Consider the following 25,899-nt stretch of genomic DNA (forward strand, 5'->3'; position numbering starts at 1 on the left):
GAGGCACAACTCCCCCACCCAGGCCCCCAGGATGGAAGAATTTCAGCGCATCAAACGCCTGCCCCCTTACGTCTTCAACATCGTCAACGAACTCAAGGCGAAGGAACGGGCGCAGGGCAAAGACGTCATCGATTTCGGCATGGGCAACCCGGACCAGCCCACGCCGCAGCACATCGTCGACAAACTGATCGAATCCGCACGCAAGGGCGCCACCCACCGCTATTCGGTATCCAAGGGCATTCCCCGCTTGCGGCGGGCCATCTGCAGCTGGTACCGGTCGCGCTACGGCGTCGAGCTCGACCCCGAGTCCCAGGCCATCGTGACGATCGGCTCCAAGGAAGGCCTGGCGCACCTGGCGCTCGCCACCGTGGGACCGGGCGATGCCATCCTGGTGCCGAATCCGGCCTATCCGATCCACCCCTACGGCTTCGTGCTGGCCGGCGCCGACATCCGCCACGTGCCGCTGATCCCCGGCGTGGACTTCTTTTCCGAGCTGGAAATGGCGATCAAGACCTCCTGGCCCAAGCCCAAGATGCTGATCCTGAATTTCCCGGCCAATCCCACGGCGCAATGCGTGGAACTGGAATTCTTCGAGAAGGTCGTGGAAATCGCCCGCGAATACAAGATCTGGGTGGTGCACGACCTGGCCTACGCCGATCTGGTGTTCGACGGTTACGTCGCCCCCTCCGTCCTGCAGATACCCGGCGCGGACGAGATCGCCGTCGAATTCTTCACCCTGTCCAAGAGCTACAACATGCCCGGCTGGCGGGTCGGCTTCATGTGCGGCAACCGCGAGCTGGTGTCGGCCTTGGGACGCATCAAGTCCTATCTGGACTACGGCACGTTCACCCCGATCCAGGTCGCGGCGATCACGGCGCTGGAAGGCCCGCAGGACTGCGTGGAAGACATACGGCTGATGTACCAGAGCCGCCGCGACGTCCTGTGCAAGGGGCTCAATGACATCGGCTGGCCGGTGGAGAAACCCAAGGGCACCATGTTCGTCTGGGCCAAAATCCCAGAACAGTACCAAGGACTGGGTTCGCTGGAGTTCGCCAAGAAGATGCTGCTCGACGCCCATGTCGCGGTCTCGCCCGGCATCGGTTTCGGCGAATTCGGCGACGACCACGTGCGCTTCGGCCTGATCGAAAACGAGCACCGTACCCGCCAGGCCATCCGCGGCATCCGCGATATGATGCGCAAGGACAACGCCGTATAATTCGCACTTTTTCCCCAAGTCTTGAGGAACGCAGCTTGAACCCGGTAAAAATCGGCATCCTCGGCCTCGGCACGGTGGGCGGCGGCACGGTCAACGTGCTGCGGCGCAATGCCGACGAAATCACCCGCCGCGCCGGCCGCGAAATCCAGGTCTGCCGCGCCTCGACCCGGGACCTGTCGCGGACCCGCATCTGCGACACCTCCGGCATCGCCCTGACCGCCGATCCTTACGAGATCGTCTCCGACCCCGAGATCCAGATCGTGGTCGAGACCATCGGCGGCGAATCCCCGGCGCGGGACCTGGTCATGAAGGCGCTGGAAAACGGCAAGCACGTCGTCACCGCCAACAAGATGCTGATCGCCCTGCACGGCAACGAGATCTTCGCCGCCGCCCGCGAGCGCGGCCTGATGGTCGCCTTCGAAGCCGCCGTGGCCGGGGGCATCCCCATCATCAAGACCATCCGCGAAGGCCTCGCCGGCAACAAGGTCGAATGGCTGGCCGGCATCATCAACGGCACCAGCAACTTCATCCTCACCGAGATGTGGGAAAAGGGCCGCGACTTCGCCGACGTGCTGAAGGAAGCCCAGGCGCTGGGCTATGCCGAAGCCGATCCGACCTTCGACATCGAAGGGGTGGACGCCGCCCACAAGCTGACCATCCTGGCATCGATCGCCTTCGGCATCCCGCTCCAGTTCGGCAAGGTCTACATCGAGGGCATCACCGGGATCACCGCGGGCGACGTCAAATACGCCGAAGCCCTGGGTTACCGGATCAAGCTGTTGGGGATCGCCCGCCGCACCCCCAAGGGCATCGAACTGCGGGTCCATCCCACCCTGATCCCGGCGCGGAGACTGATCGCCAACGTCAACGGCGTGATGAACGCGGTGCTGGTCAAGGGCGACGCGGTGGGGCCGACGCTTTCTTACGGCGCCGGCGCCGGGGCCGAGCCGACCGCCTCCGCCGTGGTCGCCGACATCGTCGACGTGGTCCGCACCCTGACCTCCGATCCGGAGAACCGGGTACCGCACCTGGCCTTCCAGCCCGCCGCGATATCCGAGATCCCGATCCTGCCGATCGAAGAGGTCGAGACCGCCTATTACCTGCGGCTCTCCGCCGAGGACAAGCCCGGCGTGCTGGCCGACGTGACCCGCATCCTCGCCGGCCACCACATCAGCATCGAGGCCGTGCTGCAGAAGGAGATGCCGGAGGGCGAGAGCCATCTGCCGGTCATCATGCTGACGCAGAAGGTCGCCGAGCGTGAACTGAACGCCGCCGTGCGGGAGATCGAAGCCCTGCCGACGATCAAGGGCGCGGTGAAACGCATCCGGCTCGAAACCCTGGGTTGACAAACCATGACCATGACGACACGCTACACCGGCCTCATCGAACGCTACCGCGACCGCCTCCCGGTCGGCGCGGACACCCGCATCATCAGCCTGGGCGAAGGCGGCACGCCGCTGATCCGGCTGGAAAACATCCCCCGCATCCTGGGCAAGAACGTCGAGCTCTACGCGAAATACGAAGGGCTCAATCCCACCGGCTCGTTCAAGGACCGCGGCATGACCATGGCGGTGACCCGCGCGGTCGAGGAAGGCAGCCGCGCCATCATCTGCGCCTCCACCGGCAACACCAGCGCCGCCGCGGCCGCCTACGCCGCGCGCGCCGGCATCACCGCCTTCGTGCTGATCCCGGACGGCAAGATCGCCATGGGCAAGCTGGCCCAGGCCATGATGTACGGCTCGGTGGTGATCCAGATCAAGGGCAATTTCGACGACGGCATGCGGCTGGTCAAGGAAGTGGCCGGCGAAGCCCCCGTCACCATCGTCAACTCGATCAATCCCTACCGGCTGCAGGGCCAGAAGACCGCCGCCTTCGAGATCGTCGACGAGCTCGGCCGGGCGCCGGACTACCACTGCCTGCCGGTCGGCAACGCCGGCAACATCACCGCGCATTGGATCGGCTACAGCGAATATGCCTGCGGCGGGCGCGATTGCGTGACCCAGTCTTGCGCCTTCTGCGACGGCGAATGCCGCTTCGTGAGCGGCGGCCCGGTCTTGACGAACCGGCCGAAGATGGTCGGCTATCAGGCCAGCGGCTCGGCCCCCTTCCTGCGCGGCCACATGGTGGACCATCCGGAAACGGTGGCGACCGCCATCCGCATCGGCCATCCGCAGAGCTGGGATCAGGCCTGGCAGGTCAGCCGCGAGTCCGGCGGCTGGTTCGACGAATGCAGCGACGCGGAAATCCTGGCCGCGCAGAAAATGCTGACCGAGCACGAAGGCATCTTCTGCGAACCGGCCTCGGCGACCTCCCTCGCCGGCACTCTGCGCGACATCAAGAGCGGCAAGATCGCCGAAGGCAGCACCGTGGTGCTGACGCTGACCGGCAACGGCCTCAAGGATCCCGACACGGCCATCGCCCAGTGCACCCAGAAGCCTTTCACCATCGAGGCCGAGCTGGATTCGGTCAAACGCGCCATTCTCGACACGCTCTGAACGTCCCCGCCTGCCGCTCCTCACGGGGCGGCGGCCTCTCCCTTTCCCAAACCGCCGATTTTTTGACAACCGGCGTAAGGGGCGTCATACACTAACCCCAACGGACCAGGCCGCTCGCGGGTTATCTCATGAAGCTGACGTTCATCGGTGTCGGTTCTGCCTTTGCCCTGCAAAACTACCAGTCGAATATCCTGATCGAGAGCCAGGGCAGAAAACTCCTGATCGATTGCGGCAGCGATGCGCGCCTTGCCCTGCACCGGCTGGGACTCGGGGCCGGAGACATCGACGCCCTCTACGTCAGTCATCTGCATGCCGATCATATCGGCGGCATCGAGTGGCTGGGTTTTTCACGCTATTTTTCCGGCGGGATGCGGCCGGAACTCTTCATCGAGAACCGGCTGGCGGAGATGCTCTGGGAGCGATCGCTGCGGGGAGGCATGGCCTCCGTCCAGGGACGGTCGATGCGTCTGGACGACTTCTTCTCGGCGGTCCACCGCCTTTCCCCCGGCGGGGCATTCCGGTTCGGGAGCCTCGGCCTACGTCTTTTCTCGACGTTGCATTATTTCGACTGCCGGGAACCCGCCCCGAGCTACGGTCTGGTCATCGACGTACCTCCGGAAGCTGCGATGCCGGAAACGACCGGGCCGCGTTGCAGAATCGTACTGACGACCGATACCCAGTTTTGCCCCGACCGCCTCGTCGGACTCTACGACAGCGCGGACGTCATTTTCCAGGACTGCGAGACGGCCCCGCGGCGATCCGGCATCCATGCGCACTACGAGGAGCTTTGCGGACTTCCGGCATCGATCCGGAAAAAAATGTGGCTGTACCACTACCAGGACGGACCCCTGCCCGACGCGACCGGAGCGGGTTTCCACGGCTTCGTCCGGCAGGGACAGGTTTTCGAATTCTGAAATCCGGGTGACGGTCAGCCCCGCGGGGCGAGCAGGGCTTCGATCTTGGCCAGCAGCCGGTCGAATTCGACCGGTTTGGTGTCGTAATCGTCGCAACCGGCTTCGATGGCCTTGTCGCGGTCGCCGGACATGGCATGGGCCGTCAGCGCGATGACCGGAATGCCGCGGGTCGCTTCTTCGGCCTTCAGTTTCCGGGTCGCCTCCCAGCCGTCCATCACCGGCAGGCTCATGTCCATCAGGACGACGTCCGGCAGTTCGGCCTGGGCCACCGCCACACCTTCCGCACCATCGACCGCGATGACCAGCTCGTAGCCGCGCCGCAGCAGACGCCGGCTGAGCATGTCCCGGTTCATTTCGTTGTCTTCCACCAGCAACATCTTCGCCATGGCCGCTTCTCCTAGGCTGTTGTCCCGAGGCATGCGCTGATCCGGTCGCCGAGTTCCCGCAGCAGGTCCTCCCTTCCCCGCGCCCCCTTGTTGACCACGTATTCTACGTAGCCGTTCAGGCGCTGGCGATCTTCGGCGGTGAGATCCTTGGCGGTGACGACGATCACGGGTATCGAACGCCAGGCTTCCTGCTGGCGCAATTCCTCCAGGAAGCTGAAGCCGTCCATTTCCGGCATCATCAGGTCCAGGACGATCAGTTCGGGGCGGTTTTCCGCCACCCGTCCGAGCGCCACCCGCCCGTTTTCGGCTTCCTCGACCACCCAGCCCTCGTGCTCCAGCATCCGTCGCATCAGCTCCCTGAGATCGGCGTGGTCTTCCACCAGCAACACGGGACAAGGCGGATGGGCGCAGCGGTACTTCTGCAGCACTTTGGCCAAGTAGTCCCTGTCGATGGGCTTGGTCAGAAAATCGGTGGCGCCGAGGGCGAATCCCAGATTCCTCTCGTCCAGTATGGTGGCCATGATGACCGGGATCGACGCCAGTTCCGAATCGGCCTTCAGCGCCGTCAACACCGCCCAGCCGTCCATTCCCGGCATCATGACGTCGAGAATGATCGCCCCCGGCCTCAGTTCCCTGGCGAGTTTCAGCCCTTCCTGGCCGCTGTCCGCCTCCTCCATGCGCAGACCCTGCTGATCCAGGAAGCGCCGCATCAGGTCGCGCGCCGCCGGATCGTCGTCGATCACCAGCACGGTGGGAATCCCCTTGGCCAAAACCGATCCGGGCTCCGCGGCCTGCGCCTTTTCTGGCACGCCGCCATCGACGGGCAGATGAATCGTGAAGGTCGAGCCGACCCCCGCCTCGCTCTCCACGGTGATGTCCCCGCCCATCATCTGGCAGAAACGGCGGCTCAGGACCAGCCCCAGGCCGGTGCCGCCGAAATTCCGTGTGGTCGACGCATCGGCCTGCGAAAACGCCTGGAACAGGCGGCTCATCTGGTCCGGGGTGATGCCGATCCCGGTGTCGCGGACCGCGAAATGCAGCCAGTCCCTTCCATCGACGCTTTCCCTGTCGACGGCCAGGGTGACGACGCCGTCGCGGGTGAACTTGGAAGCATTGCTCAGCAGGTTGAACAAGGCCTGCCGCACCTTGGTCAAATCGGCCCGGATCGAACCCGTGCCTTCGGCGTACTGGACCTCGAGGCGGTTGTTGTTCTTGGCGACCACCGGCGCAATGGTCGCCACCACGTCGTCGAGCATGGGAACCACCTCGAAGGTCTCCAGGTAGACCTCCATTTTCCCCGCCTCGATCTTCGAAAGATCCAGCACGTCGTTGATCAGCGCCAACAGATGCTTGCCGGAAGCGCGGATCTTGTTCAGGTCGGCCAGTTCCTCCTCGCGCCCCGCGTCTTCGGCATCCTCCGCCAGGATCTCGCTGTAGCCGATGATGGCGTTGAGCGGCGTGCGCAGCTCATGCGACATGTTGGCGAGGAATTCCGATTTGAGTCGCGTCGCTTCGAGGGCCGCATCGCGCGCTTCCGCCAGCTCGATGTGGGCGGCTTCCAGTTGCGTCTTCCGCTGTTCCGACAGCTTCACGGCCTCGACCAGGCTCAGGACCTTGGGAACCTGCAGCGGCAGCACCAGCGCGGTGGCGACCGAAACCACGGCGGTCAGGAGCTTGGTGTATCCGGACAGCCAGTAGCTCGCGTTCCAGATCGTCCACGCCCCCATGAAATGGGTGACCGCGCAGGCGACGATGAAGAGTCCGAAGGCCAGGAATATCCAGGAAAACGGTATGTCGCGACGGGCCCGATGGATGAGATAGACCAGGGTCGCCGAGATGCAGACATAGGAGAGCCCGATCAGGAGATCGGTGCTCAGGTGCAGCCACCACAGTTGCGGCACCCAGAGGTAGCACATGCCGTGCGGCATGAAGGACTGGCCGCTGACGCCGGTCGCGAACAGGTTCGCCGCCAGTCTCGGCCAGGACAACAACAGCATCGCGGCTATCGCCACGAGCACGAGCCCGTAGGAGAACCAGCGCAGCTGCGAGACCTGCTCGATACTCTCCGGATTGGGCGGACTTGCCGGGGAAATCTCTCGACTTGACATGATCGGCTCTCCGATGGGCAGTGACCGGCGTCTGGGAGCACGGCGCACACGGCACGGCGCACACGGCCCGGCGGCCCACCCCCGTTGACAGCGTTTACGGAAATCGGTGGAATGTCAAGGCGCCTTCCAGAGACCCGTCTGGCAGGGTCGGCAGGGATATCCGACCTGCGCCGGACGGCGATGAGGTCGCTCGAAACCCCTTCGAAGCCTTACCGGGCATGGATTTTCGAAGCCGACCCTCAAGTCTTTGCGAGGCACCATGGACCCCACGGACTCGACGCCGATTCATCGGCCGCCAGCGCCATGACCGGCACGACGGCACCGCCTCCCGACAGCCGGGGGAAACTGGGCCTGGCCAAAATCCGCCATGGCCTGCGGACACCCATCAACCATATCATCGGCTATGCCGAAATCCTCCGGGAGGAAACCGCCGACAGCCTGCCCGCCGCTTTCGTCACCGATCTGGAAAAGATCCACAGCAGCGGCTACATCCTGCTGGCGCTGATCAACCGGCATCTGGGCGAGGACTGCACGCCCAACGCGGAACCCGATCTCCACGCCCTCAGCCACGAGCTGCGCACCCCGGTGAATCACATCATCGGCTATGGCGAACTGCTGGCCGAACAGTGCGACGAGCTCGGTCGGCCGGACCTGAAGCCGGACCTCGCCAGGATCGTTTCCGCCGCCCACACCTGGCTGGAGATGATGGAGGAACATTTCGGCAAGCACACGAATCCGCCTGCCGAACCCCCCTCGAACCCACCGCCTCCGGCCGCAACTCCCCCAGTCCTGAGAGAGCACTGGGTCAGCATCCCTCCCACCGAAGCCCCCTCCCGCGGCCCTTGCACCGGTCACCTCCTGCTGGCGGACGACGACGAGCCCAACCGCGACCTGCTGCGCAGAAGGCTGGAGAAGCTGGGCTACCGCATCACGACCTGCGGGGACGGCCTGGAAGCGCTGGCCCTGGTCCGCGACACCCTGCCGGACCTGGTGCTGCTGGACATGCTGATGCCCGGACTCAACGGCGACGAAGTCCTGGTCCGCATCAAATCGGACGAAACCCTGAGCCACGTGCCGGTCATCATGATCTCGGCGCTGGACCAGGTGGAGGGCATCGCCCATTGCATCGAGCTCGGCGCGGAAGACTACCTCGCCAAGCCCTTCAACCCGATCGTCCTGCGTGCGCGCATCGGCGCCGTGCTGGAGAAAAAGCGGCTGCGCGACATCGAACAGGTCTACCTGAAGCAGATCGACGGGGAACGGGCGCGTTCCGACCGCCTGCTGCTGAACATCCTCCCTCAGCCCATCGCCGACCGCCTGAAAAAGGGCGAAGGCCATATCGTGAACACCTTCGACGAGGTCACGGTCATGTTCGCGGACCTGGCGGGTTTCACCGCCTTGTCCACGGCGATGCCGCCCACCCAGTTGGTCCGCCTGCTCGACCGGATTTTTTCGGCCTTCGACGAACTGGCGGACCGGCACGGGCTGGAGAAGATCAAGACCATCGGCGATGCCTACATGGCCGCGGCCGGCCTGCCGTTCCCGCACCAGGACCACGCGGCGGCCGCCGCCCGCATGGCGCAGGACATGCACCGGACCATCGACCGGATCGGCGCCCAGTGCGCGACCGGGCTGAAAATGCGGATCGGCATCTGCACCGGCCCCGTCATCGCCGGCACCATCGGCCAGAAGAAGTTCATCTATGACCTCTGGGGCGATACGGTCAACACGGCGAGCCGCATGGAATCGCACGGCCTGCCCGGCCGCACCCAGGTCGCCGCCAGCACCTACGGACTGCTCCGCGGCCGTTTCGAGTTCGAAGAGCGCGGCACCATCGACATCCGAGGCAAAGGCCCGATGAAGGCGTATCTCCTCCTTTCAAGTTGAGCGGCACCCCGCGCCCTTGCAATAGCACCGATGACAATTTCCCCAGCGCAGCCGAGAAGAGCACATGAAAAGCCCAGCGGAACACATCGAAACCCAGCGCGTCATGGTCGGGACCGACAGGTCCGAAACGGCTGATCAGGCGGTCCGGTGGGCCGCATCGTTCGCCGAACGATACGACGCCGAACTCTTCGTGGCGCAGGTGATCTCACCCAGGAATCCGGCGTCCACGGAATACGGCGCCGCCGAACGCACCCAGGCCGCGCTGGCGGGCGAGGAGCTCGCCGCCTACGCCCGCCAGCTCGCCGGTGCGCGCGGCCGCGGACTGGTCCTCATCGACCCGGATCCCGCCGCGGCAATCGTTCGCGCGGCCGAGCAGGAGAACATCGACGTGCTGGTCGTCGGCAACCTGGGCATGGCGGGGCGGAAGGAATTCCTGCTGGGCAACGTCCCGAACCGCATCAGCCACAACGCCCGCTGCACCGTGGTGATCGTGAATACCATGCCGACCGGGGACCAGCCCTCCAAGCCCTCGCAGATTTTCGTCCGAGGCAGCGAGCCGGCGCCCACCGAGCCTCGGCTGATGGCGCGTGGCGGCCAGATCGCGGCGGTGATGGCAAGGCACGGATTGAAGGAGTTGTTCGGACGTCCAGACGAGGAAGGATCGACCGGCCGGCGGCGGCAGGCCAAACGGCTGCGCTCGGCGCTCGAGGAACTCGGCCCCACCTTTTCCAAGCTCGGCCAGATCCTGTCGACTCGGCCCGACCTGCTGCCCCCCGAGTACATCGAGGAACTGGAGAAGCTGCAGGACCATGTGCCGCCGCTGACCGAGCGGGAAGTCGTCGGGGTGTTCGAACGGGAACTCGGCGTGCCCTGGGAGGACGTGTTCGAGTCGATCGAGCCGAACCCGCTGGCCGCCGGCACCATCGCCCAGGTTCACCGCGCCACGCTGGTGGGGGGAAGCCGGATCGTGGTCAAGGCACAGCGGCCCAACGCCCGCGAGGAGATCGAACAGGACCTCGCCCTGCTGGAGGTGTTCGCCGAAAAGGTCGGAGAGCGTCCGGCCCTGAAGAAAGTCATCGACATGGAAGCGGTCTTCAAGCACCTCTCCTCATCGCTGCACCGCGAACTCGACTTCCGGCAGGAGGCCGAGAACATCGCGCGGATGCGGGAGGTCCTCATGGGCTACGACCGCCTCAGCGTCCCCGCGATCCATAACGACTTGTCGACCTCGCGCATCCTGGTGATGGAAGAAGTCCAGGGCGTGCCGGTGGTGGAAGCGCCGGAAGGCCCCGAGCGGTCGAAGGCCGCCCGGCAACTGCTGGAAAGCTATTACAAGCAGATTCTCGTCGACGGCTTCTTCCACGCCGACCCGCACCCCGGCAACCTGAAATGGTGGAACGAGCGGATCTATTTCCTCGATTTCGGGATGGTCGGCGACGTCGGCCCCGAGGTCCGCGAAAACCTCATGCTGCTGCTGATGGCGTTCTGGCAGGGCGATGCCGTGTTCCTCAGCGAAGTCACGCTGATGCTGGCCGGCGCCACCGACCGAAGCGACCTGGACATCGCCCGCTTCCAGGCCGAAATCGGCGAGCTGATGGCGAAATACCGGACTGCGGCGCTGGCGGACATGCAGATCGGCGTGATTCTCCAGGAAATGTGCGAGATCGCGCTGCGTTACGAGGTCCCCGTGCCGGCTTCACTGACGCTGATCGGCAAGGCGCTGGCCCAGGTCCAGATGGCCACGGCGCGGCTCGACCCCACGCTCGATCCTTTCGACATCGCCGGCCATTTCTTGATGCGGTCGATGTTCAAGGGCATGAGGTCCCGGCTCGATCCGAAGGCTCTGCTCTACCAATCCCAGAAGCTGCAGGTGCGGGCCACACGGGTGATCGACGCGCTGGAACGCTTGGTCGGCGCCCGGCCGGGACCCAAGCTCGAGGTGAAATTCCGCGCCAACACGCTCGAAGACGTCGTGCACCGAACCGGACACCGTGTGGCCTTGGGGCTGACGGCCGCCGCCAGCCTGCTCGCCGCCGGACTCACGGCCGGCTCGGCGGCGGTCACGGAATGGATCCCCGCGGGCTTTGGCGTCGGAGGGGCGGTGCTGACCCTCGGTTTGATCGCCGATGCGATGCGCCAGCGCTGAAGGCCAAGGCGTAGACCAGGGCTGGCCCGCCGCATGCTCAAAACCTGGAAGTGCCGCCCCGGCGGATCGAACGCAGAATGGATTTCTCGAGGCCATAGGCCATGACGGCCATGACCAGCCCGACCAGCCGGCGCTCCAGCCGCTGAAAGAAAGACCTCCGAGATCGACCGTTCATGCCTTCTCCCCCGCCCGATGGGCAAACCCAAGGCGCCGCCCAATCGGCGAGTCCTCAGGGAATGTCAAACGCCCGCTCATCCTCCGGCATACCGGACCCTTGAAAGAATTCCGGCCCGAGTTCGGAAACCGGGGCGCCCTTACAGCGGAAATTCGCGATGAGCTTGCCGCCCTTGTCGACGACGACGCCGTCCTTTTTCCAGCCCTTGCCGCTGCCGGTATAGACCACGTAGTTGTACTCGCCCTTGCTGAAGCGCAGAAAGGCGCCGCCGCCGCCGGAATACATCAGGGTTCCCCCTTTGGCGGCGGTCGCCGGATGGGCGGCCGGATCGGGCAACCTGATTTCCGGATGGCCTTCCGAGCCGAACCGGTACTGGATGGAACCCGCCGTCGGCGACAGATCCTTCGACGCGCAGACCGACACGATCTTCTCGCCCACATTGCAGGAGAACACCGTTTTCTCCTCCGCGGTACAGTGGCTGGCCGCTGCGTGTGAAGCAGCCGGGACCAGGCCGAGCGCCAACAAACCCGCAATTCTTTTCATTTGAACCCCCTTACGAGCCGGAAATGCCGATCGTACTTCAGATGACCGCCTCCCGGGATACAAGCGGCTTGTTTGGGGCAGCGACCGTCCTCCTGAAACCATTCGGCGGAATCGCAGCGGATTGCATGAGCCGGTCAACCCGGCGTCACCAAAGTCAGGCGGGGGAAATAATGCGCATACCTGCCGGCGTCACGCGTCAACAAAGGGATTCCGAGAATAGCCGCGTGTGCCCCGATAAAGAAATCCGGCAGGACGCCCTGCTTGGTGCCTTTTTGCCGGCGATATTGGAGAAAGGCCTTTCCCGCCAAGAACAGGGCTTCCCGCGGGATCGACTCGACGATCAAACCGGCTTCGGCCAGCACGGCTTCCAGTTCCTCGATGCGATGGAACGCGATCGACAACTCGGCATAAACGACGGGGTTGATGATCAGGACATCGTTCAGGGCGGCTCGATCCAATTGCTCTTGCGACCAGTCGGCCCAGATGGGGTCGTCTTCGATGACATCGAGAATGACGTTCGTATCCACCAAGACCACGTCAGCTCTCGCCCCGCGTCAGAGCCATGATCTCATCCGTGCTCATCTTGACCGTGGCGGCTCCGCGGACGGAGGCAAACCGGCTTGCGGGCCGCTTGGTTTCGGCAGGCAAGAGCAGCACTTGTCCATCCTCCGTGACCTTGAAATCCACCACGCTTCCCGCCCGCAAGCCGAGCAGGGCACGAACGGCTTTGGGAATGGTGACCTGTCCTTTGCTGGTCAGTGTGCTACTCATGTGCCCTGCCTCAAGGTAATACTATTGAAAACCATGGTATTACCTCGCGGGAAGCGGCGCAACAAGGGGCCGGGCCGGATAGCCCGGCATGAATGGACAACGGACTACCACTTCATGCCAGCGAACCGGATCTTCTGCCTCATTTCGATGCGTCGTGTTCCACAATTGCACCTCATCCTGTCGGAAGCGCTTCTGCTCCGCGCGCCCCTTGACTCACCGCCAATTTGAAATCAATAGCCTATGCATGCTCGACACACTTGGCATATGTAATGCTTGAATCCTTCTGAAACCTGCGCCAATGGCGGCGCGGCACCAGGACAAAGGCGTCTTGGGCTTTTGCGGAATACCTTCCGCGAAGCCTAAGACGCTTTTTTTTGCTTCAAGACCAACCCCGACGCGGCACCGCAAGGCCCAAAACCCGGAGCAACAGTCATGAACTTCAAAGAATTCAAGCAGGCCGGACATTGGCCGACCCTGCTTTCCGCCTTTCTCTATTTCGACGTGTCCTTCATGGTCTGGGTGATGCTCGGACCGCTTTCCCTTTACATCACCAAGGACTTGGCGCTGCCGCTCGAGGAGAAGTTCACCATCGTCGCCATACCCATCCTCTCCGGCGCGGTGTTCCGCATCATCCTGGGTTCCATGGCCGACCATATCGGCCCCAAGCTGACCGGCGTCCTGGCCCAGTTGCTGGTGATCCTGGGCCTCGCCTATGTGTTCGTGTTCGGCCTGCACTCCAAGCCGGAGGTCGAAATCCTGGGGCTGCTGCTGGGCGTGGCCGGCGCCAGCTTCGCCGTGGCCCTGCCGCAGGCCAGCCGCTGGTATCCGCCCAAATTCCAGGGCGTGGTGATGGGCATCGCCGGCGCCGGCAACATGGGCGTGGTGCTCGATTCCATGATCGTGCCCTGGCTGGCCGAGAAGTTCGGCTGGCAGGCGGTGTTCGGCTTCCTGCTCATTCCCTTGCTGATCGTCCTGATCGTCTACGCGGTGCTGGTGAAGGATGCCCCGGACAAGCGCACGCCGGTCAGCCTGGCGAACTATGCCGCGGTAATGAAGGACCCCGACGCCTGGTGGTTCATGTTCTTCTATTCCATCACCTTCGGCGGCTTCGTCGGTCTCGGCAATGCCCTGCCGCTGTACTTCACCAACTGGTATCACGTCTCCGGCATCGCTGCCGGCATGATGGTCGCCATCGTGGTGTTCGCCGGCTCGATGTTCCGCCCAGTCGGCGGCTACCTGGCCGACCGCATCGGCGGCATCCGCGCCCTCCAGGTCCTGTTCGTGGTGGTGTCCCTGTCCTATCTGGCGATCTCGTTCATGCCGGAAGGCCCCGCGCCGCAAGCGCCGGGCAACGCCAAGGTGGCCGGCTGGGGCCTGTGGGAACTGCCGGCGGAAGGCTGGGGTGCGGTCGCCATCTTCTTCGCCGGCACTCTGGCGCTGGGTATGGGCAACGGTTCGGTGTTCCAACTGGTACCGCTGCGCTTCCGCAAAGAAATCGGGGTGGTCACCGGCCTGGTCGGTTGCGCCGGTGGCGTGGGCGGCTTCTTCCTGGCGAAGACCTTGGGGCTGTCGTGGGAAATACAGCACGGCTTCGCGCTCGGGTTCAGCGTGTTCGCCGTACTCCCGCTGCTCGGCCTGGGCGGGCTGGTGATGGTGAGGAAACGCTGGCGCACGACCTGGGGCGCGGTTTCCGGGGCACAGGTCTGACCGCGATCCGGCTCCCGACAGCGCCATGACCGTTCCCGGCCAACCCGTCCTCCGCGCCGCCTTCGTCTCCCTGCAGGGACGGCGCGAAGACAACCAGGACTTTGCCAGCGTCGCCGAGCCGCCGCCACGGGATGCCGCTGCGCGCGGCTTCGTGGCAGCGGTGGCCGACGGCATCGGCGGCGCCCGTGGCGGCCGGGTCGCGGCGGAAGTGTCGGTGCGCAGCTTCATGGAAGCCTACTACGGCCTGTCCGAAACCTTGGGCATGGAACAGCTGCTGGACCGTTGCCTGGGCTCGGTCAACCGCTGGGTGCACGCCATGGGCCGGCGCGATCCCGAGCTGGCGCACATGGGCACCACCTTCAGCGGATTGATCTTCCGCGGCCGCCGCGCCTATCTGGTCCACGTGGGCGACTCCCGCGTCTACCGCCTGCGCGGCGAGGAAACCGAGCTGCTGACTTCGGACCACACCCTGAGCGGGCCGGGGCTGGACCACGTGCTGTACCGCGCGGTCGGGCTGGACCCCGGCCTCCGGATCGATTACAGCGTGTACCCGCTGGAACCGCACGACCGTTTTCTGCTCTGCAGCGACGGCCTGCACGGCAGCCTCGAACAGGAACGGATCAGGGAGATCCTGCAGGAACGGGCCACCCCCGAAACCACGGCCGAGAACCTGGCCCTCCTGGCTTACGAACGAGGCAGCCAGGACAATATCACCGCCCTGGTGGTGGACGTCATCGCCCTTCCGCCCGCGGAGAAGCAGTTGCTGCGCCTCGCCATCGAGTCCCTGCCGCTGCTGGATCTGCCGGAGGTGGGCGACGAGGTGGACGGTTTCAGGCTGGAACGCCTGCTGTCCTCGGGGCGCTACAGCGCGCTGTTTCTCGCTGCCGACACTCTGGGCCAGGACAAGCCGGTGGTGGTGAAGTTTCCGCATCCTCGCGTCGCCAGCGAACGGGAATACTACGACGCCTTCGTGCGCGAGGCCTGGATCGGCGCCCGGGTGAAAAGCCCCTGGGTCGGCGAGATCCTGGAGCAGGTCCCCGGCCGCCAGAGCCGGCTTTATTCGGTGATGCCGTTTTATCCCGGTACCACCCTGGAGCACGAGCTGGCGCACCGGCCGCGCGTCGGCCTGGAAGCCGGTATCGATCTCGCCCTGAAGCTGTGCAAGGCGGTGCATGCGCTGCACCGCCAGCAGATCGTCCACCGCGACATCAAGCCGGACAACGTCCTGCTGGAGCCGGAAGGCGGCCTCAAGCTGCTGGACCTCGGCATCGCCCGGTTGCCGGCCTGGGACGAGGATCGGGCCGATCCCATCCCCGGCACCCCGAGCTACATGGCGCCGGAAATGTTCCAGGGCGAGCGCGGCAGCCTCGCCACCGACGTGTTCGCCCTCGGCGTCACTCTGTACCGCATGTTCGCCGGCGGCGCCTACCCCTATGGCGAGATCGAGCCGTTCAGCACCCCGCGCTTCGGCAACCCGAAGCCGCTGACCGCCCACCGCCCGGACCTCCCGGCCTGGCTGGACGCCGTGCTGGCCCGCGCCGTCGCGGCCGATGCGGAACAGCGGCCGGCGGACGCCGTGGAACTGGCCTACGAACTGGAAGCCGGCCTGGAAAAAGGCGGCGGCAGGCGCTCACCCCATCGCGCCCTGCCGCTGTACGAACGCAATCCCCTGCTGTTCTGGAAAGCCGTCGCGGCGCTGCTGCTGGTCCTGCTGGCCATGGCCGGTCTGGGCCTGTCACTGCCGTCCTGCCCGCCTGCCGGAACGGCGTCCCCCCACAATCCCTTGATTCACGATAACGGAGACTCGCGATGAGCAAGCCCAAACTCGTCCTCATCGGCAATGGCATGGCCGGCGTCCGCACGCTGGAAGAGCTGCTGAAGCTGGCGCCCGGCAAGTACGACATCACCGTGTTCGGTGCCGAACCCCATCCCAACTACAACCGCATCCTGCTCTCGCCGGTGCTTGCCGGCGAGAAGAAGCTGGACGACATCATCCTCAACGACGAGGCGTGGTATGCCGAACACGGCATCACCCTGCACAAGGGCAAAAAAGTCGTCGCCATCGACCGCGTCCGCCGCAGGGTCCGCTCCGAAGACGGGACTGAAGCCGGCTACGACCGCCTGCTGCTGGCGACCGGCTCGGCGCCCTTCATCCTGCCGGTGCCGGGCAGGGACCTGGAAGGCGTGGTCGGCTTCCGCGACATCCGCGACGTCGAGCTGATGCTGGAAGCCTCGGAAAAGCACCGTCATGCCGTCGTCATCGGCGGCGGCCTGCTGGGGCTCGAAGCCGCCAACGGCCTCAAGAAGCGCGGCATGAACGTCACCGTGGTGCACCTGCTCGACACCCTGATGGAGCGGCAGCTCGACAAACCGGCTGCGGCCCTGCTGCAACGGGCCCTGGAAGACAGCGGCCTGGACTTCAAGCTGGAAGCCCAGACCGAGGCCCTGCTGGGCGAAGGCCGGGTCCGCGCGGTCCGCTTCAAGGACGGCTCGGAAATCCCCGCCGATCTGGTGGTCATGGCGGTGGGCATCCGCCCCAACGTCGAGCTGGCCAAGGCATCCGGCATCCATTGCGAGCGCGGCATCCTGGTCAGCGACACGATGCAGACCTTCGACCCCCAGGTCTATGCGGTCGGCGAATGCGTGCAGCACCGCGGCGAGCTGTTCGGCCTGGTCGCACCGCTGTTCGAGCAGGCCAAGGTCTGCGCCAACCATCTGGCGGAATTCGGCATCGCCCGCTACGAGGGATCGGTCACCTCGACCAAGCTCAAGGTCACCGGCATCGACCTCTTCTCCGCCGGGGAATACCAGGGCGGCGCCGGCTGCGAGGAACTGCTGTTCCAGGACCCCTCGCGCGGCGTCTACAAGAAACTGGTGGTCCGCGACAACAAGGTCGCGGGCGCCGTGCTATACGGCGACACCGTGGACGGCGCCTGGTATTTCCAGATGATGCGGGACGGCACCGACATCTCCGCCTTCCGCGAGAACATCCTGTTCGGCCAGGCCCACATGGGCGATTCCGGCCACGGTGCCGAAAGCCATGCCGCCCGGCTGCCGGAAGACGCCGAGGTCTGCGGCTGCAACGGCGTCTGCAAGAAAACCATCGTCGATGCCATCGTTCAGAAGAAGCTGTTCACGCTGGACGAAGTGCGCGCCCACACCAAGGCCTCGGCCTCCTGCGGTTCCTGCACCGGTCTGGTCGAACAGATACTGCAGAGCACCCTGGGCAGCGATTACTCGGTCAGTCCCGCCAAAAAGCCTCTGTGTCGGTGCACGGACCTCACCCACGAGGAGGTGCGGGAAGCCGTCCGCACCCAGGGCCTGCAAACCATTCCGGAACTCATGGGTTCGCTGGGCTGGCGAACACCGGACGGCTGCCATGCCTGCCGCCCAGCGCTCAATTACTACCTGCTGTGCCAGTGGCCCGACGAGTACCGGGACGACCCGCAATCCCGCTTCATCAACGAGCGGGTTCATGCCAACATCCAGAAGGACGGTACCTATTCCGTGGTTCCCCGCATCTGGGGCGGCGTGACCAATCCGCGCGAACTGCGGGCCATCGCCGACGTGGCGGAGAAGTTCCAGGTCCCCTGCGTCAAGATTACCGGCGGCCAGCGCATCGACCTCCTGGGCGTGCCCAAATCGCAACTGCCGGCCATGTGGGCGGAGCTGGGCAAGCACGGCTTGATGTCCGGCCATGCCTACGGCAAGTCGCTGCGGACGGTGAAGACCTGCGTAGGCAAGGAATGGTGCCGCTTCGGCACGCAGGATTCGACTACCCTGGGCATCGAGCTGGAGAAGATGACCTGGGGCTCGTGGACCCCGGCCAAGGTCAAGATGGCGGTGTCCGGCTGCCCGCGCAATTGCGCCGAAGCCACGATCAAGGATTTCGGGGTGGTGGCCGTGGATTCCGGCTGGGAACTGCACGTCGGCGGCAACGGCGGCGTGAAGGTGCGCGCCACCGACTTTCTTTGCAAGGTGCAGACGGATGAGGAAGTCATGGAATACGCCGCGGCCTACCTGCAGCTCTACCGCGAAGAAGCCCGCTACCTGGAACGCACCGCGCACTGGATCGAACGGGTCGGACTGCCGTACGTGCAGAGCCGCATCGTCGACGATGCCGAAGGCCGCAAGGCGCTGTGCACGCGCTTCCTGGAATCGCAGCGCAAGGCGCAGACCGATCCCTGGGCCGAACGCGCGCAGGGGGCGGAAAAACACGAGTTCGAACCGCTGACGCCCGCGGAGCGGAAAGCGCATGCCTGCATCGCCTGAGGAAAACGCCATGAGCCACTGGACCCCCATCGCCCGCCTGGAAGACATTCCGCGCCAGGGCGCCCGCGTCGTCGCGACGCCGCAGGGCAGGGTCGCCGTCTTCCGCACCGTCGACGACCGGGTTTTTGCCCTGCTCGACCGCTGTCCGCACAAGGGCGGCCCGCTGTCCGAGGGCATCGTGCACGGCGCGCGCGTCGCCTGCCCATTGCACAACTGGGTGATCGAGCTCGATTCCGGCCAGGCGGTCGCCCCGGACGAAGGCTGCGCCCGCCGTTTCGAAACCCGCCTCGAGGATGGCATGGTGGCGATCTCCCTCCCAGACAGCCTTGCGGGAAACTGACATGGACCATCAGTCGCGGCGGACCGTCCGTACCACCTGTCCCTACTGCGGCGTGGGTTGCGGCGTGCTGGCCACGCCCACGGATGCGGGCGTGGCGATAGAGGGCGATCCGGACCATCCGGCCAACTTCGGCCGCTTGTGTTCCAAGGGTTCGGCTCTCGGTGAAACCCTGTCGCTCGACACCCGATTGCTGCATCCCGAAATCGGCGGAATCCGGGCGGGCTGGGACGAAGCCCTGGACACGGTCGCCGGCCGGTTCCGCGAAACCATCGAGCGGCACGGCCCCGACTCCGTCGCCTTCTACGTTTCCGGCCAGTTGCTGACCGAGGACTATTACGTGGCCAACAAGCTGATGAAGGGCTTCATCGGCTCGGCCAACATCGACACCAACTCCCGGCTGTGCATGTCCTCCACCGTCGCGGGCCACAAGCGCGCCTTCGGCGAGGACCTGGTGCCGGGCTGCTACGAGGACCTGGAACTGGCCGATCTCGTGGTGCTGGTCGGCTCGAACACGGCCTGGTGCCATCCCGTTCTGTTCCAGCGCATCCTGGCGGCGCGGCGCGCCGACCCGAAACGCCGCATCGTCTGCATCGACCCGCGCCGGACGGCGACCGCCGAGTCCGCCGACCTGCACCTGCCCATCCGGCCGGGCAGCGACGTGCTGCTGTTCAACGGGCTGCTGCACTATCTGCGGCACAACGACCGCCTCGACTTCGAATTCATCGAACGGCATACCGAAGGCTACGCCGCAGCATTGGGCATGGCGCAGGAGACCGCACCCACCCTTCCGGCCGTGGCCGCCGGCTGCGGGCTTGCGGAAAGCGAGGTGGCACAGTTCTACCGGCTGTTCGCCGCGACCGAACGGACGGTGACCCTGTGGTCGCAGGGCGTCAACCAATCGACCAGCGGCACCGACAAGGTCAACGCCATCGTCAACGCGCATCTCGCCACCGGTCGCATCGGCAAGCCCGGAGCCGGCCCGTTCTCGCTGACTGGCCAGCCCAACGCCATGGGCGGCCGCGAGGTCGGCGGGCTGGCCAATCAGCTCGCCGCCCATCTCGACCTCGACGACCCCGGCCACCGCCGGCAAGTACAGGAATTCTGGCGCTCCCCCCGCATCGCCGACCGGCCCGGCTACCTGGCCGTCGACCTGTTCCGGGCCATCGGCGAAGGCAAGATACGTGCGGTCTGGATCATGGCCACCAACCCCGCGGTGAGCCTGCCCGACGCCAACGCCGTACGCCGCGCCTTGAGCGCCTGCCCCTTCGTCGTGGTCTCCGACTGCGAGCGCGACACCGATCTGGCCCGCTTCGCCCATGTCCAGCTTCCCGCCTTGGCCTGGGGTGAGAAGGACGGCACCGTGACCAATTCGGAACGGCGCATCTCGCGCCAGCGCGCCTTTCTCGGTGCGCCCGGCGAGGCCCGGCCGGACTGGTGGATCATCGCCGAAGTAGCCCGCCGCATGGGGTTCGGCGCCGCGTTCGGCTACCGGGATCCGGCAGAAATTTTCGCCGAACACGTTGAGCTCTCCGGAATCGCCGGCGCCGAAAAACGCCGCTTCGACCTGTCCGGGCTTCAAACCGCTTACGACGATTTGGCGCCGACCCAGTGGCCGGTCAACGCCGGGCATCCGCAAGGCACGCCACGGCTCGCCTTCGACGGCGGGAGCGGCAAGCTGAAATTCGTCGCCGTCCGGCCCCGCCTCCCGGTCAACGCGCCCGACGCCGAATATCCGCTGATCCTCAACACCGGCCGCATTCGCGACCAATGGCACACCATGACCCGGACCGGCAAGACCCCGCGCCTCACCGGGCACATGCCCGAACCCTACGCCGAGCTTCATCCCGGCGACGGCGAACGCCTGGAACTCGCCGATGGTGCCCTGGCCCGGCTCGACAGCCGCTACGGCACCGCCTTGGCCCGGGTCCGGTTCAGCGCCGGCCAGCGGCCGGGCACGGTGTTCGTCCCCATGCACTGGAGCGAGGGCAACAGCCGGCAGGGCTTGGCGAACGCCCTGGTCAATCCGGCGGTCGACCCGGTGTCCGGCGAGCCCGAGTTCAAGCACACGCCGGCGCGGATCACGCCCTACAGGCCGGCATGGCACGGATTCGCCATCGCGCGGCGCCGGCTCGAATTTCCCGACGCCGCCTACCGGGTCGTGATTCCCTGCCGGAACTGCTGGCGCCACGAGCTGGCCGGCGAGGCGGTCCCGGAGGACTGGCGCGAGTGGGCGCAGAACCAAGCCGGCACAGCTACCGATATGGAGAGAGACTGGCTGGAGTTCGCGGACCCGCGCGCCGGCCGCTACCGTTGCGCGTGGATCGCAGGGGACCGGATCGAGTTCGCCTTGTTCGTGAGCCCCTGCCATGAACTGCCGCCCCGCGACTGGCTGGCCGGCCTGTTTGGTCAAGATATTCTGTCCGATGCGGCGCGTGCCAGCCTGTTGGCGGGACGGCCGCTTTCCGCCGAGGACGATCAGGGCAGGATCGTCTGCGCCTGTTTCTCCGTCGGCGAAAAGGCCCTTCGCCGTGCCATCGCGGCGGAGGACCTGGCCACGACGGAACAAGTCGGGACCCGCCTGAAAGCCGGCACCAACTGCGGCTCCTGCCTGCCGGAAATCAGCTCCCTCCTTGCGGAAACGCGGCGCTGACGGGCAGGATATCCGCAGACACCGCTTCGATCGAATCGTATGGACGACTCTCAAGAAACAGCCGTCGGCAACCTCATCGAGAAACCCCGGCTGACACTGGGTTTCATTCCGCTCACGGACTGCGCTCCGCTCGTCATCGCCCTGGAAAAGGGCCACTTCCGCCGGCACGGTTTGGACGTCGTGCTGTCGCGCCAGCCGTCCTGGGCCGCCATCCGGGATAAGGTCGCGGCCGGCATGCTGGACGGCGCCCATATGCTCGCGCCGATGCCGATCGCCACCACCCTCGGCCTGGGCGGCGTACGCAAGGCCACCATCGCGCCGATGTCGCTCGATCTGAACGGCAATGCCGTGACGGTATCCAACGCCCTGTACCGGCGGCTTACGGGCGTGGCTGGCGAAGAACCGTCACAGCGGCCGGTCTCGGCCCGCAGCCTTCGGCGGTTGCTGGAACTGGACTCCGGCGGCGAAGCTGTGCGGTTCGCCACGGTATTCCCCTTCTCCTCGCACAACTACCTGCTGCGCTACTGGCTGGCGGCCGCCGGCGTGGACCCGGACCGCCACGTCGGCATGACGGTCATTCCACCACCGCAGATGCCCCGTTGCCTGGCGGCGGGCGAGATTTCCGGCTACTGCGCGGGAGAACCCTGGAATGCCTACGCGGTCGCGCACGGCATCGGCCGAGTGCTGATCACCGATTATGAAATCTGGAACAACAGCCCCGAGAAGGTGCTGGGTGTCAACCAGGACTGGGCCGAACGGCATCCCAATACCCTGCGCGCTCTCCTGATGGCCTTGCTGGATGCCGCGCAATGGCTCGACCTGCCCATGAACCGCATGGAAGCCGCCGCCCTCCTCGCGAGTCCCGACTATGTCGGCGTTCCGGCGGACATCCTCCAGATGTCCATGACGGGCTCGTTTCAATACGCGGCGGACGAAGCGGCCGTATCCCTACCCGACTTCAACGTATTCCACCGCTATGCCGCCACCTTCCCCTGGCGCTCCCACGCCCTGTGGTTCCTGACCCAGATGCTGCGCTGGGGGCAGATCGCCGAACCCGTCGACCTGCATGCGGTCGCGGAACAGGTGTACCGTCCCGACCTCTACCGGGACGCCGCGGCTGCCCTCCGGATGCCCTGCCCGTCCGCAGACTACAAGTGCGAGGGCGTCCATGCCGTGCCATGGACGCTGGACACTCGCGCCTCGCCCTTGGTCATGGGGCCGGACCTGTTTTTCGACGGGACCGCCTTCGACCCGGCCGATCCCATCGCCTATCTCGCCGGCTTCGAACTCCACCGCATGCGGGTGAAGCTCGACGATCTCGCACGCGCGGGGAACTCGCCGTGAGCCTTCGCATCATGCTGGTGGACGAGGACGACGACCGCAGCGCCGTCCTGCAGCAGGCGCTGGCCGAAGCCGGCTACCGGGTCGTGGCGCGCTTGAGAAACGAGCAGAACCTTGCGCTCGCGGTCGGCGAACACAAGCCGGACATGGTGATCATCGACATGGAGGCCCCCGGCCGCGACACCCTGGAACAGATGCGCGAGGTCAGCCGGGACAATCCCAAGCCGATCGTGCTGTTTTCCAACAACCGCGACAGCGAATACATCCGCCAGGCGGTACAAGCGGGCGTCAGCGCCTACGTCGTCGACGGACTGAGCCGGGAACGGATACTTCCCATCGTCGAGGTCGCCATGGCCCGCTTCAGCGAATTCCAGGTGCTCCGGCGCGAACTCGAAGACACCCGCGCCCAGCTCGCCGACCGCAAGCTGGTGGAGAAGGCCAAGGGCCTGCTCATGAAGCATCGCGGCCTCAGCGAAGACGAGGCCTACCAGTCGCTGCGCAAGACCGCGATGGCCAGGAACCAGCGCATCGCCGACGTCGCCCGCACTTTGCTGGCGCTGGAAGATTTTCTCTGACGCGTACGACCGCTCGCGTGCCCGGCGACCGGCTCCGGAACCGCCCCATGGTAAACTGCGGCTTCCGAACTCCCTGGCACGACCATGAGCGTAGCGCTAAGACTTTACGAACAACTGACCGAAGCGGGCGAGGACAAGACGCGCGCCAAACTGATCGCGGAAGCCTTCGAGCATCTGGAGGACCGCTATCCCCAGTTGAAGGACGTGGCGACCCAGGGACAGGTGCGCGAGACCGAATTGCGGCTGCAGAAGGAGATCAAGGAGGTCGAGGCGACGCTCCGGCTGGAGATCGAAAAGACCCGCCTGGAAATCCGCGAGGTGGAGGTACGATTGACACAAGCCATCCATCGCCAGACCCTCTGGGTGGTCGGTTCCGTCGGCGCCGTGGTGGGATTGATCCGGCTGCTGGAATGGTTCCTCACCCATCTGCCAAACCCCTAGCGCAGATGTCTCTCTGCGCTTCCGCTTCCACTCGCGCCGAACCGGCACCAGCGATTGACCGTTCCCTGACCGGCGGACGGTGACCGCCACAAATGGCGGCGCGACGCCCCGATATCGTGCTCCGGCCCCGCACTGCGATTCCGCCCCGCCACTCTCAGCCCATAAGAAACAGATACTTGCATCTATTCGACTCCATTGGCACCGATAGTGCTTTGGTAATGACTGGATAAAGCGGTATCCCGCGCCAACGGCGGCGCGGACCTTTGAGACAAAGGCGTCTCGCGGTTTTCGGAATGTTCCGGAAATCGCGGACGCTTTTTTTTATGCGCGAACGTAAAACAACCATTCCGGGGGACACGAAAATGGCTCAGACGAATTCGAACCAGACCAAGGCAGCGCCCGTATCTTCCGGCGCCATCACCCGCCGGTCGAAGACCGCCGGCACGGCCCTTTTTTCGGCTGTGCTGGCTTTGTCCGATGCCGCTTGGGGAGCGGAGGCGGACAAACAGACCAAGCCCCCAAGCGCCTTGCCCACAGAATGGGCCGGGCCGGCGGACACCCGGATCAAACTGGAAGTGTTCGACCGCGCCCGTGGCGAATTCGCCGACTGGTTCGGCAATCCCCTGGTCAAGGGAAAGCCGGTGCCCAAGGACTACAACTACAGCTTCGTGGGCAATAAGTTCCAGTTGGGCCTTAGGGTGACCGGAGAACCCTTCGAGGCCTTCGCCCAGTTCCAGGACACCTACATCGGCGGCCTGCCGACCAATGGCGTCGGTATAGGCGCCGCGTATTACGCCAGCACGCCGTTGAGCACCCAGAACGGCGCCTTCCTGCGGCAGGGCTGGCTGCGGCTGAAGGATCTGTTCGGCGTCAACGGCCTGTATCTCAACGGCGGCCGCCAACTGTTTTCCGACGGCCAGCAGGGTCTCGCCCGCCACAAGAACCTGCGCTGGATCCAGGACTACCGCATCGCCCAGCGCCTGATCGGCCCGTTCGAGTACACCCACGCCGGCCGCAGCTTCGACGGCGGCAGCGTCGGCTACCTGACGGACGACCTGGAGGCGGTCGGCTTCGGTTTCATGCCCACCTTCGGCGGCTTCGAGTCCAACGGCATGCCGACCATCGGCAAGATCAACGTGGCGGGGGCGAGCCTCAGCCTCCGGGATTCGGAAAACGTCGGCAATACCATCGGGCGCCTGTCCTGGTACTACTACTCGGACGACCGGGACATCCTGTTCGTCGACAACCGTCCCCTCGCGGCGCGCGAAAAAGCGGTGGGCCAAGGCTCGGCGATCCACACCATCGGTGGCCACCTGGCGCATGTCGAGGAGATCGGCCCCGGCGTGGCGGACGGGACGGTCTACGCTTTCGGCCAGGTCGGCAACTGGCAGAACCAGAGTCAGGCGGCGTGGGCCTTCGGCGTCGAGGCCGGCTACCAGTTCAGGGAGGTCTGGGCCGCCCCCTGGCTGCGGGCGGGCATCAACAGCGGCTCGGGCGACGATAACCCGGACGACGATACCCACGGCACCTTCTTCCAGGTGCTGCCCACGGCCTGGCTGTATGCCCAGTTCCCGTTCTACAACATGATGAACAACCAGGACGTCTTCGTGCAGGGCATCCTGACGCCCGACCCCAAGCTCAGCCTGAGGCTGGATTTCCACGCATTGCGGGTCAACGCCGCCCAGGACTTCGTCTATTCAGGCTCGGGCGCGACCAACGACACCGTGTTCGGCTATGCGGGCACACCGACGGGCGGTGCCAGCAACCTGGCCTATCTCACCCACGTGATGATCAACCTGAAGCCGATCGACCATCTGGCCTTCAACCTGTTTTACGGCCATGCTTTCGGCCAGAGCATCATCAACAACCAGTACGACGGCAAACAGGGCAATTACGGTTTTCTGGAGGCCATCGTATCGTTCTGAGCGTCAG

General features: G+C 65.4%; 21 protein-coding genes. 15 read left to right on the forward strand and 6 right to left on the reverse strand.

Features of this window, described 5'->3' with window-relative positions; genetic code table 11:
• The first annotated feature begins 31 nt into the window (after positions 1-31).
• The 4 genes from alaC (at position 32) to ABZN20_RS09100 (ending at position 4,625) form a co-directional block, all read left to right on the forward strand.
• On the forward strand, positions 32-1,216 hold the full coding sequence (gene alaC, locus ABZN20_RS09085) for an alanine transaminase (RefSeq protein ID WP_218807577.1): 1,185 nt from the start codon (positions 32-34) through the stop codon (positions 1,214-1,216).
• 35 nt (positions 1,217-1,251) lie between these two features.
• A complete protein-coding gene (locus tag ABZN20_RS09090; RefSeq protein ID WP_367027417.1) occupies positions 1,252-2,562 on the forward strand; it encodes a homoserine dehydrogenase in 1,311 nt (436 codons plus the stop codon).
• A gap of 6 nt (positions 2,563-2,568) precedes the next feature.
• Positions 2,569-3,711, forward strand: a complete 1,143-nt coding sequence (thrC, locus tag ABZN20_RS09095) for a threonine synthase (protein WP_218807579.1) — start codon at positions 2,569-2,571, stop codon at positions 3,709-3,711.
• Between the two features lie 128 nt (positions 3,712-3,839).
• On the forward strand, positions 3,840-4,625 hold the full coding sequence (locus ABZN20_RS09100; protein ID WP_367027418.1) for an MBL fold metallo-hydrolase: 786 nt from the start codon (positions 3,840-3,842) through the stop codon (positions 4,623-4,625).
• Positions 4,626-4,639: 14 nt separating this feature from the next.
• On the opposite strand, the gene ABZN20_RS09105 is transcribed toward ABZN20_RS09100, so the two are convergent.
• Entirely contained in the window at positions 4,640-5,011 is a 372-nt protein-coding gene (locus ABZN20_RS09105) for a response regulator (RefSeq protein ID WP_367027419.1), read from the reverse strand.
• Between the two features lie 11 nt (positions 5,012-5,022).
• On the reverse strand, positions 5,023-7,119 hold the full coding sequence (locus tag ABZN20_RS09110) for an ATP-binding response regulator (protein ID WP_367027420.1): 2,097 nt from the start codon (positions 7,117-7,119) through the stop codon (positions 5,023-5,025).
• A gap of 303 nt (positions 7,120-7,422) precedes the next feature.
• On the opposite strand from ABZN20_RS09110, the gene ABZN20_RS09115 reads away from it, so the two are divergent.
• Both ABZN20_RS09115 and ABZN20_RS09120 read left to right on the forward strand, forming a co-directional pair.
• Positions 7,423-9,006, forward strand: coding sequence for an adenylate/guanylate cyclase domain-containing protein (locus ABZN20_RS09115; protein WP_367027421.1), 1,584 nt, complete (start codon positions 7,423-7,425; stop codon positions 9,004-9,006).
• Positions 9,007-9,070: 64 nt separating this feature from the next.
• The gene (locus ABZN20_RS09120) at positions 9,071-11,152 is read left to right on the forward strand and encodes an AarF/UbiB family protein (protein ID WP_367027422.1); all 2,082 of its coding nucleotides are present in this window, start codon (positions 9,071-9,073) and stop codon (positions 11,150-11,152) included.
• Positions 11,153-11,189: 37 nt separating this feature from the next.
• Here ABZN20_RS09120 and ABZN20_RS09125 read toward each other — a convergent pair whose 3' ends face one another.
• The 4 genes from ABZN20_RS09125 to ABZN20_RS09140 form a co-directional block, all read right to left on the reverse strand.
• Complete coding sequence (locus ABZN20_RS09125) at positions 11,190-11,327, reverse strand: hypothetical protein (RefSeq protein ID WP_218807585.1); 138 nt, start codon at positions 11,325-11,327, stop codon at positions 11,190-11,192.
• Positions 11,328-11,381: 54 nt separating this feature from the next.
• The gene (locus tag ABZN20_RS09130; RefSeq protein WP_367027423.1) at positions 11,382-11,870 is read right to left on the reverse strand and encodes a hypothetical protein; all 489 of its coding nucleotides are present in this window, start codon (positions 11,868-11,870) and stop codon (positions 11,382-11,384) included.
• A gap of 134 nt (positions 11,871-12,004) precedes the next feature.
• The gene (locus tag ABZN20_RS09135; RefSeq protein WP_367027424.1) at positions 12,005-12,397 is read right to left on the reverse strand and encodes a type II toxin-antitoxin system VapC family toxin; all 393 of its coding nucleotides are present in this window, start codon (positions 12,395-12,397) and stop codon (positions 12,005-12,007) included.
• A gap of 10 nt (positions 12,398-12,407) precedes the next feature.
• Positions 12,408-12,641: an AbrB/MazE/SpoVT family DNA-binding domain-containing protein gene (locus ABZN20_RS09140; RefSeq protein WP_367027425.1), complete on the reverse strand. Its 234-nt coding sequence runs from the start codon at positions 12,639-12,641 to the stop codon at positions 12,408-12,410.
• 432 nt (positions 12,642-13,073) lie between these two features.
• Between ABZN20_RS09140 and ABZN20_RS09145 the strand changes: the two genes are divergently transcribed.
• The 9 genes from ABZN20_RS09145 (at position 13,074) to ABZN20_RS09185 (ending at position 25,892) form a co-directional block, all read left to right on the forward strand.
• Positions 13,074-14,348, forward strand: a complete 1,275-nt coding sequence (locus ABZN20_RS09145; RefSeq protein WP_218807589.1) for a nitrate/nitrite transporter — start codon at positions 13,074-13,076, stop codon at positions 14,346-14,348.
• Between the two features lie 25 nt (positions 14,349-14,373).
• On the forward strand, positions 14,374-16,161 hold the full coding sequence (locus tag ABZN20_RS09150) for a protein kinase domain-containing protein (RefSeq protein ID WP_367027426.1): 1,788 nt from the start codon (positions 14,374-14,376) through the stop codon (positions 16,159-16,161).
• Complete coding sequence (gene nirB / locus ABZN20_RS09155; RefSeq protein ID WP_367027427.1) at positions 16,158-18,620, forward strand: nitrite reductase large subunit NirB; 2,463 nt, start codon at positions 16,158-16,160, stop codon at positions 18,618-18,620. The genes ABZN20_RS09150 and nirB overlap by 4 nt, the downstream gene beginning before the upstream one ends.
• Before the next feature lie 10 nt (positions 18,621-18,630).
• Positions 18,631-18,960, forward strand: a complete 330-nt coding sequence (nirD, locus tag ABZN20_RS09160) for a nitrite reductase small subunit NirD (protein ID WP_367027428.1) — start codon at positions 18,631-18,633, stop codon at positions 18,958-18,960.
• 1 nt (position 18,961) lies between these two features.
• Complete coding sequence (locus ABZN20_RS09165; protein WP_367027429.1) at positions 18,962-21,610, forward strand: molybdopterin-dependent oxidoreductase; 2,649 nt, start codon at positions 18,962-18,964, stop codon at positions 21,608-21,610.
• A 39-nt stretch (positions 21,611-21,649) separates the two neighbouring features.
• Entirely contained in the window at positions 21,650-22,954 is a 1,305-nt protein-coding gene (locus tag ABZN20_RS09170; RefSeq protein ID WP_367027430.1) for a CmpA/NrtA family ABC transporter substrate-binding protein, read from the forward strand.
• Positions 22,951-23,526, forward strand: coding sequence for an ANTAR domain-containing response regulator (locus ABZN20_RS09175; RefSeq protein ID WP_367027431.1), 576 nt, complete (start codon positions 22,951-22,953; stop codon positions 23,524-23,526). The genes ABZN20_RS09170 and ABZN20_RS09175 overlap by 4 nt, the downstream gene beginning before the upstream one ends.
• A gap of 84 nt (positions 23,527-23,610) precedes the next feature.
• Positions 23,611-23,967, forward strand: a complete 357-nt coding sequence (locus tag ABZN20_RS09180) for a hypothetical protein (RefSeq protein ID WP_218807596.1) — start codon at positions 23,611-23,613, stop codon at positions 23,965-23,967.
• Positions 23,968-24,329: 362 nt separating this feature from the next.
• A complete protein-coding gene (locus tag ABZN20_RS09185) occupies positions 24,330-25,892 on the forward strand; it encodes an alginate export family protein (RefSeq protein WP_218807597.1) in 1,563 nt (520 codons plus the stop codon).
• Positions 25,893-25,899 lie beyond the last annotated feature (7 nt).

Origin of the sequence: Methylococcus sp. ANG (assembly GCF_040730495.1) — a bacterium.
GTDB lineage: Bacteria > Pseudomonadota > Gammaproteobacteria > Methylococcales > Methylococcaceae > Methylococcus.

What these genes read in the sequence shown, in the direction of transcription:
- alaC (WP_218807577.1), top strand. Translation starts at nt 32, where the DNA reads ATGGAAGAATTTCAGCGCATCAAACGCCTGCCCCCTTACGTCTTCAAC.
- thrC (WP_218807579.1), top strand. Translation starts at nt 2,569, where the DNA reads ATGACCATGACGACACGCTACACCGGCCTCATCGAACGCTACCGCGAC.
- ABZN20_RS09100 (WP_367027418.1), top strand. Translation starts at nt 3,840, where the DNA reads ATGAAGCTGACGTTCATCGGTGTCGGTTCTGCCTTTGCCCTGCAAAAC.
- ABZN20_RS09105 (WP_367027419.1), bottom strand. Translation starts at nt 5,011, where the DNA reads ATGGCGAAGATGTTGCTGGTGGAAGACAACGAAATGAACCGGGACATG.
- ABZN20_RS09110 (WP_367027420.1), bottom strand. Translation starts at nt 7,119, where the DNA reads ATGTCAAGTCGAGAGATTTCCCCGGCAAGTCCGCCCAATCCGGAGAGT.
- ABZN20_RS09115 (WP_367027421.1), top strand. Translation starts at nt 7,423, where the DNA reads ATGACCGGCACGACGGCACCGCCTCCCGACAGCCGGGGGAAACTGGGC.
- ABZN20_RS09120 (WP_367027422.1), top strand. Translation starts at nt 9,071, where the DNA reads ATGAAAAGCCCAGCGGAACACATCGAAACCCAGCGCGTCATGGTCGGG.
- ABZN20_RS09125 (WP_218807585.1), bottom strand. Translation starts at nt 11,327, where the DNA reads ATGAACGGTCGATCTCGGAGGTCTTTCTTTCAGCGGCTGGAGCGCCGG.
- ABZN20_RS09130 (WP_367027423.1), bottom strand. Translation starts at nt 11,870, where the DNA reads ATGAAAAGAATTGCGGGTTTGTTGGCGCTCGGCCTGGTCCCGGCTGCT.
- ABZN20_RS09140 (WP_367027425.1), bottom strand. Translation starts at nt 12,641, where the DNA reads ATGAGTAGCACACTGACCAGCAAAGGACAGGTCACCATTCCCAAAGCC.
- ABZN20_RS09145 (WP_218807589.1), top strand. Translation starts at nt 13,074, where the DNA reads ATGAACTTCAAAGAATTCAAGCAGGCCGGACATTGGCCGACCCTGCTT.
- ABZN20_RS09150 (WP_367027426.1), top strand. Translation starts at nt 14,374, where the DNA reads ATGACCGTTCCCGGCCAACCCGTCCTCCGCGCCGCCTTCGTCTCCCTG.
- nirB (WP_367027427.1), top strand. Translation starts at nt 16,158, where the DNA reads ATGAGCAAGCCCAAACTCGTCCTCATCGGCAATGGCATGGCCGGCGTC.
- nirD (WP_367027428.1), top strand. Translation starts at nt 18,631, where the DNA reads ATGAGCCACTGGACCCCCATCGCCCGCCTGGAAGACATTCCGCGCCAG.
- ABZN20_RS09165 (WP_367027429.1), top strand. Translation starts at nt 18,962, where the DNA reads ATGGACCATCAGTCGCGGCGGACCGTCCGTACCACCTGTCCCTACTGC.
- ABZN20_RS09170 (WP_367027430.1), top strand. Translation starts at nt 21,650, where the DNA reads ATGGACGACTCTCAAGAAACAGCCGTCGGCAACCTCATCGAGAAACCC.
- ABZN20_RS09180 (WP_218807596.1), top strand. Translation starts at nt 23,611, where the DNA reads ATGAGCGTAGCGCTAAGACTTTACGAACAACTGACCGAAGCGGGCGAG.
- ABZN20_RS09185 (WP_218807597.1), top strand. Translation starts at nt 24,330, where the DNA reads ATGGCTCAGACGAATTCGAACCAGACCAAGGCAGCGCCCGTATCTTCC.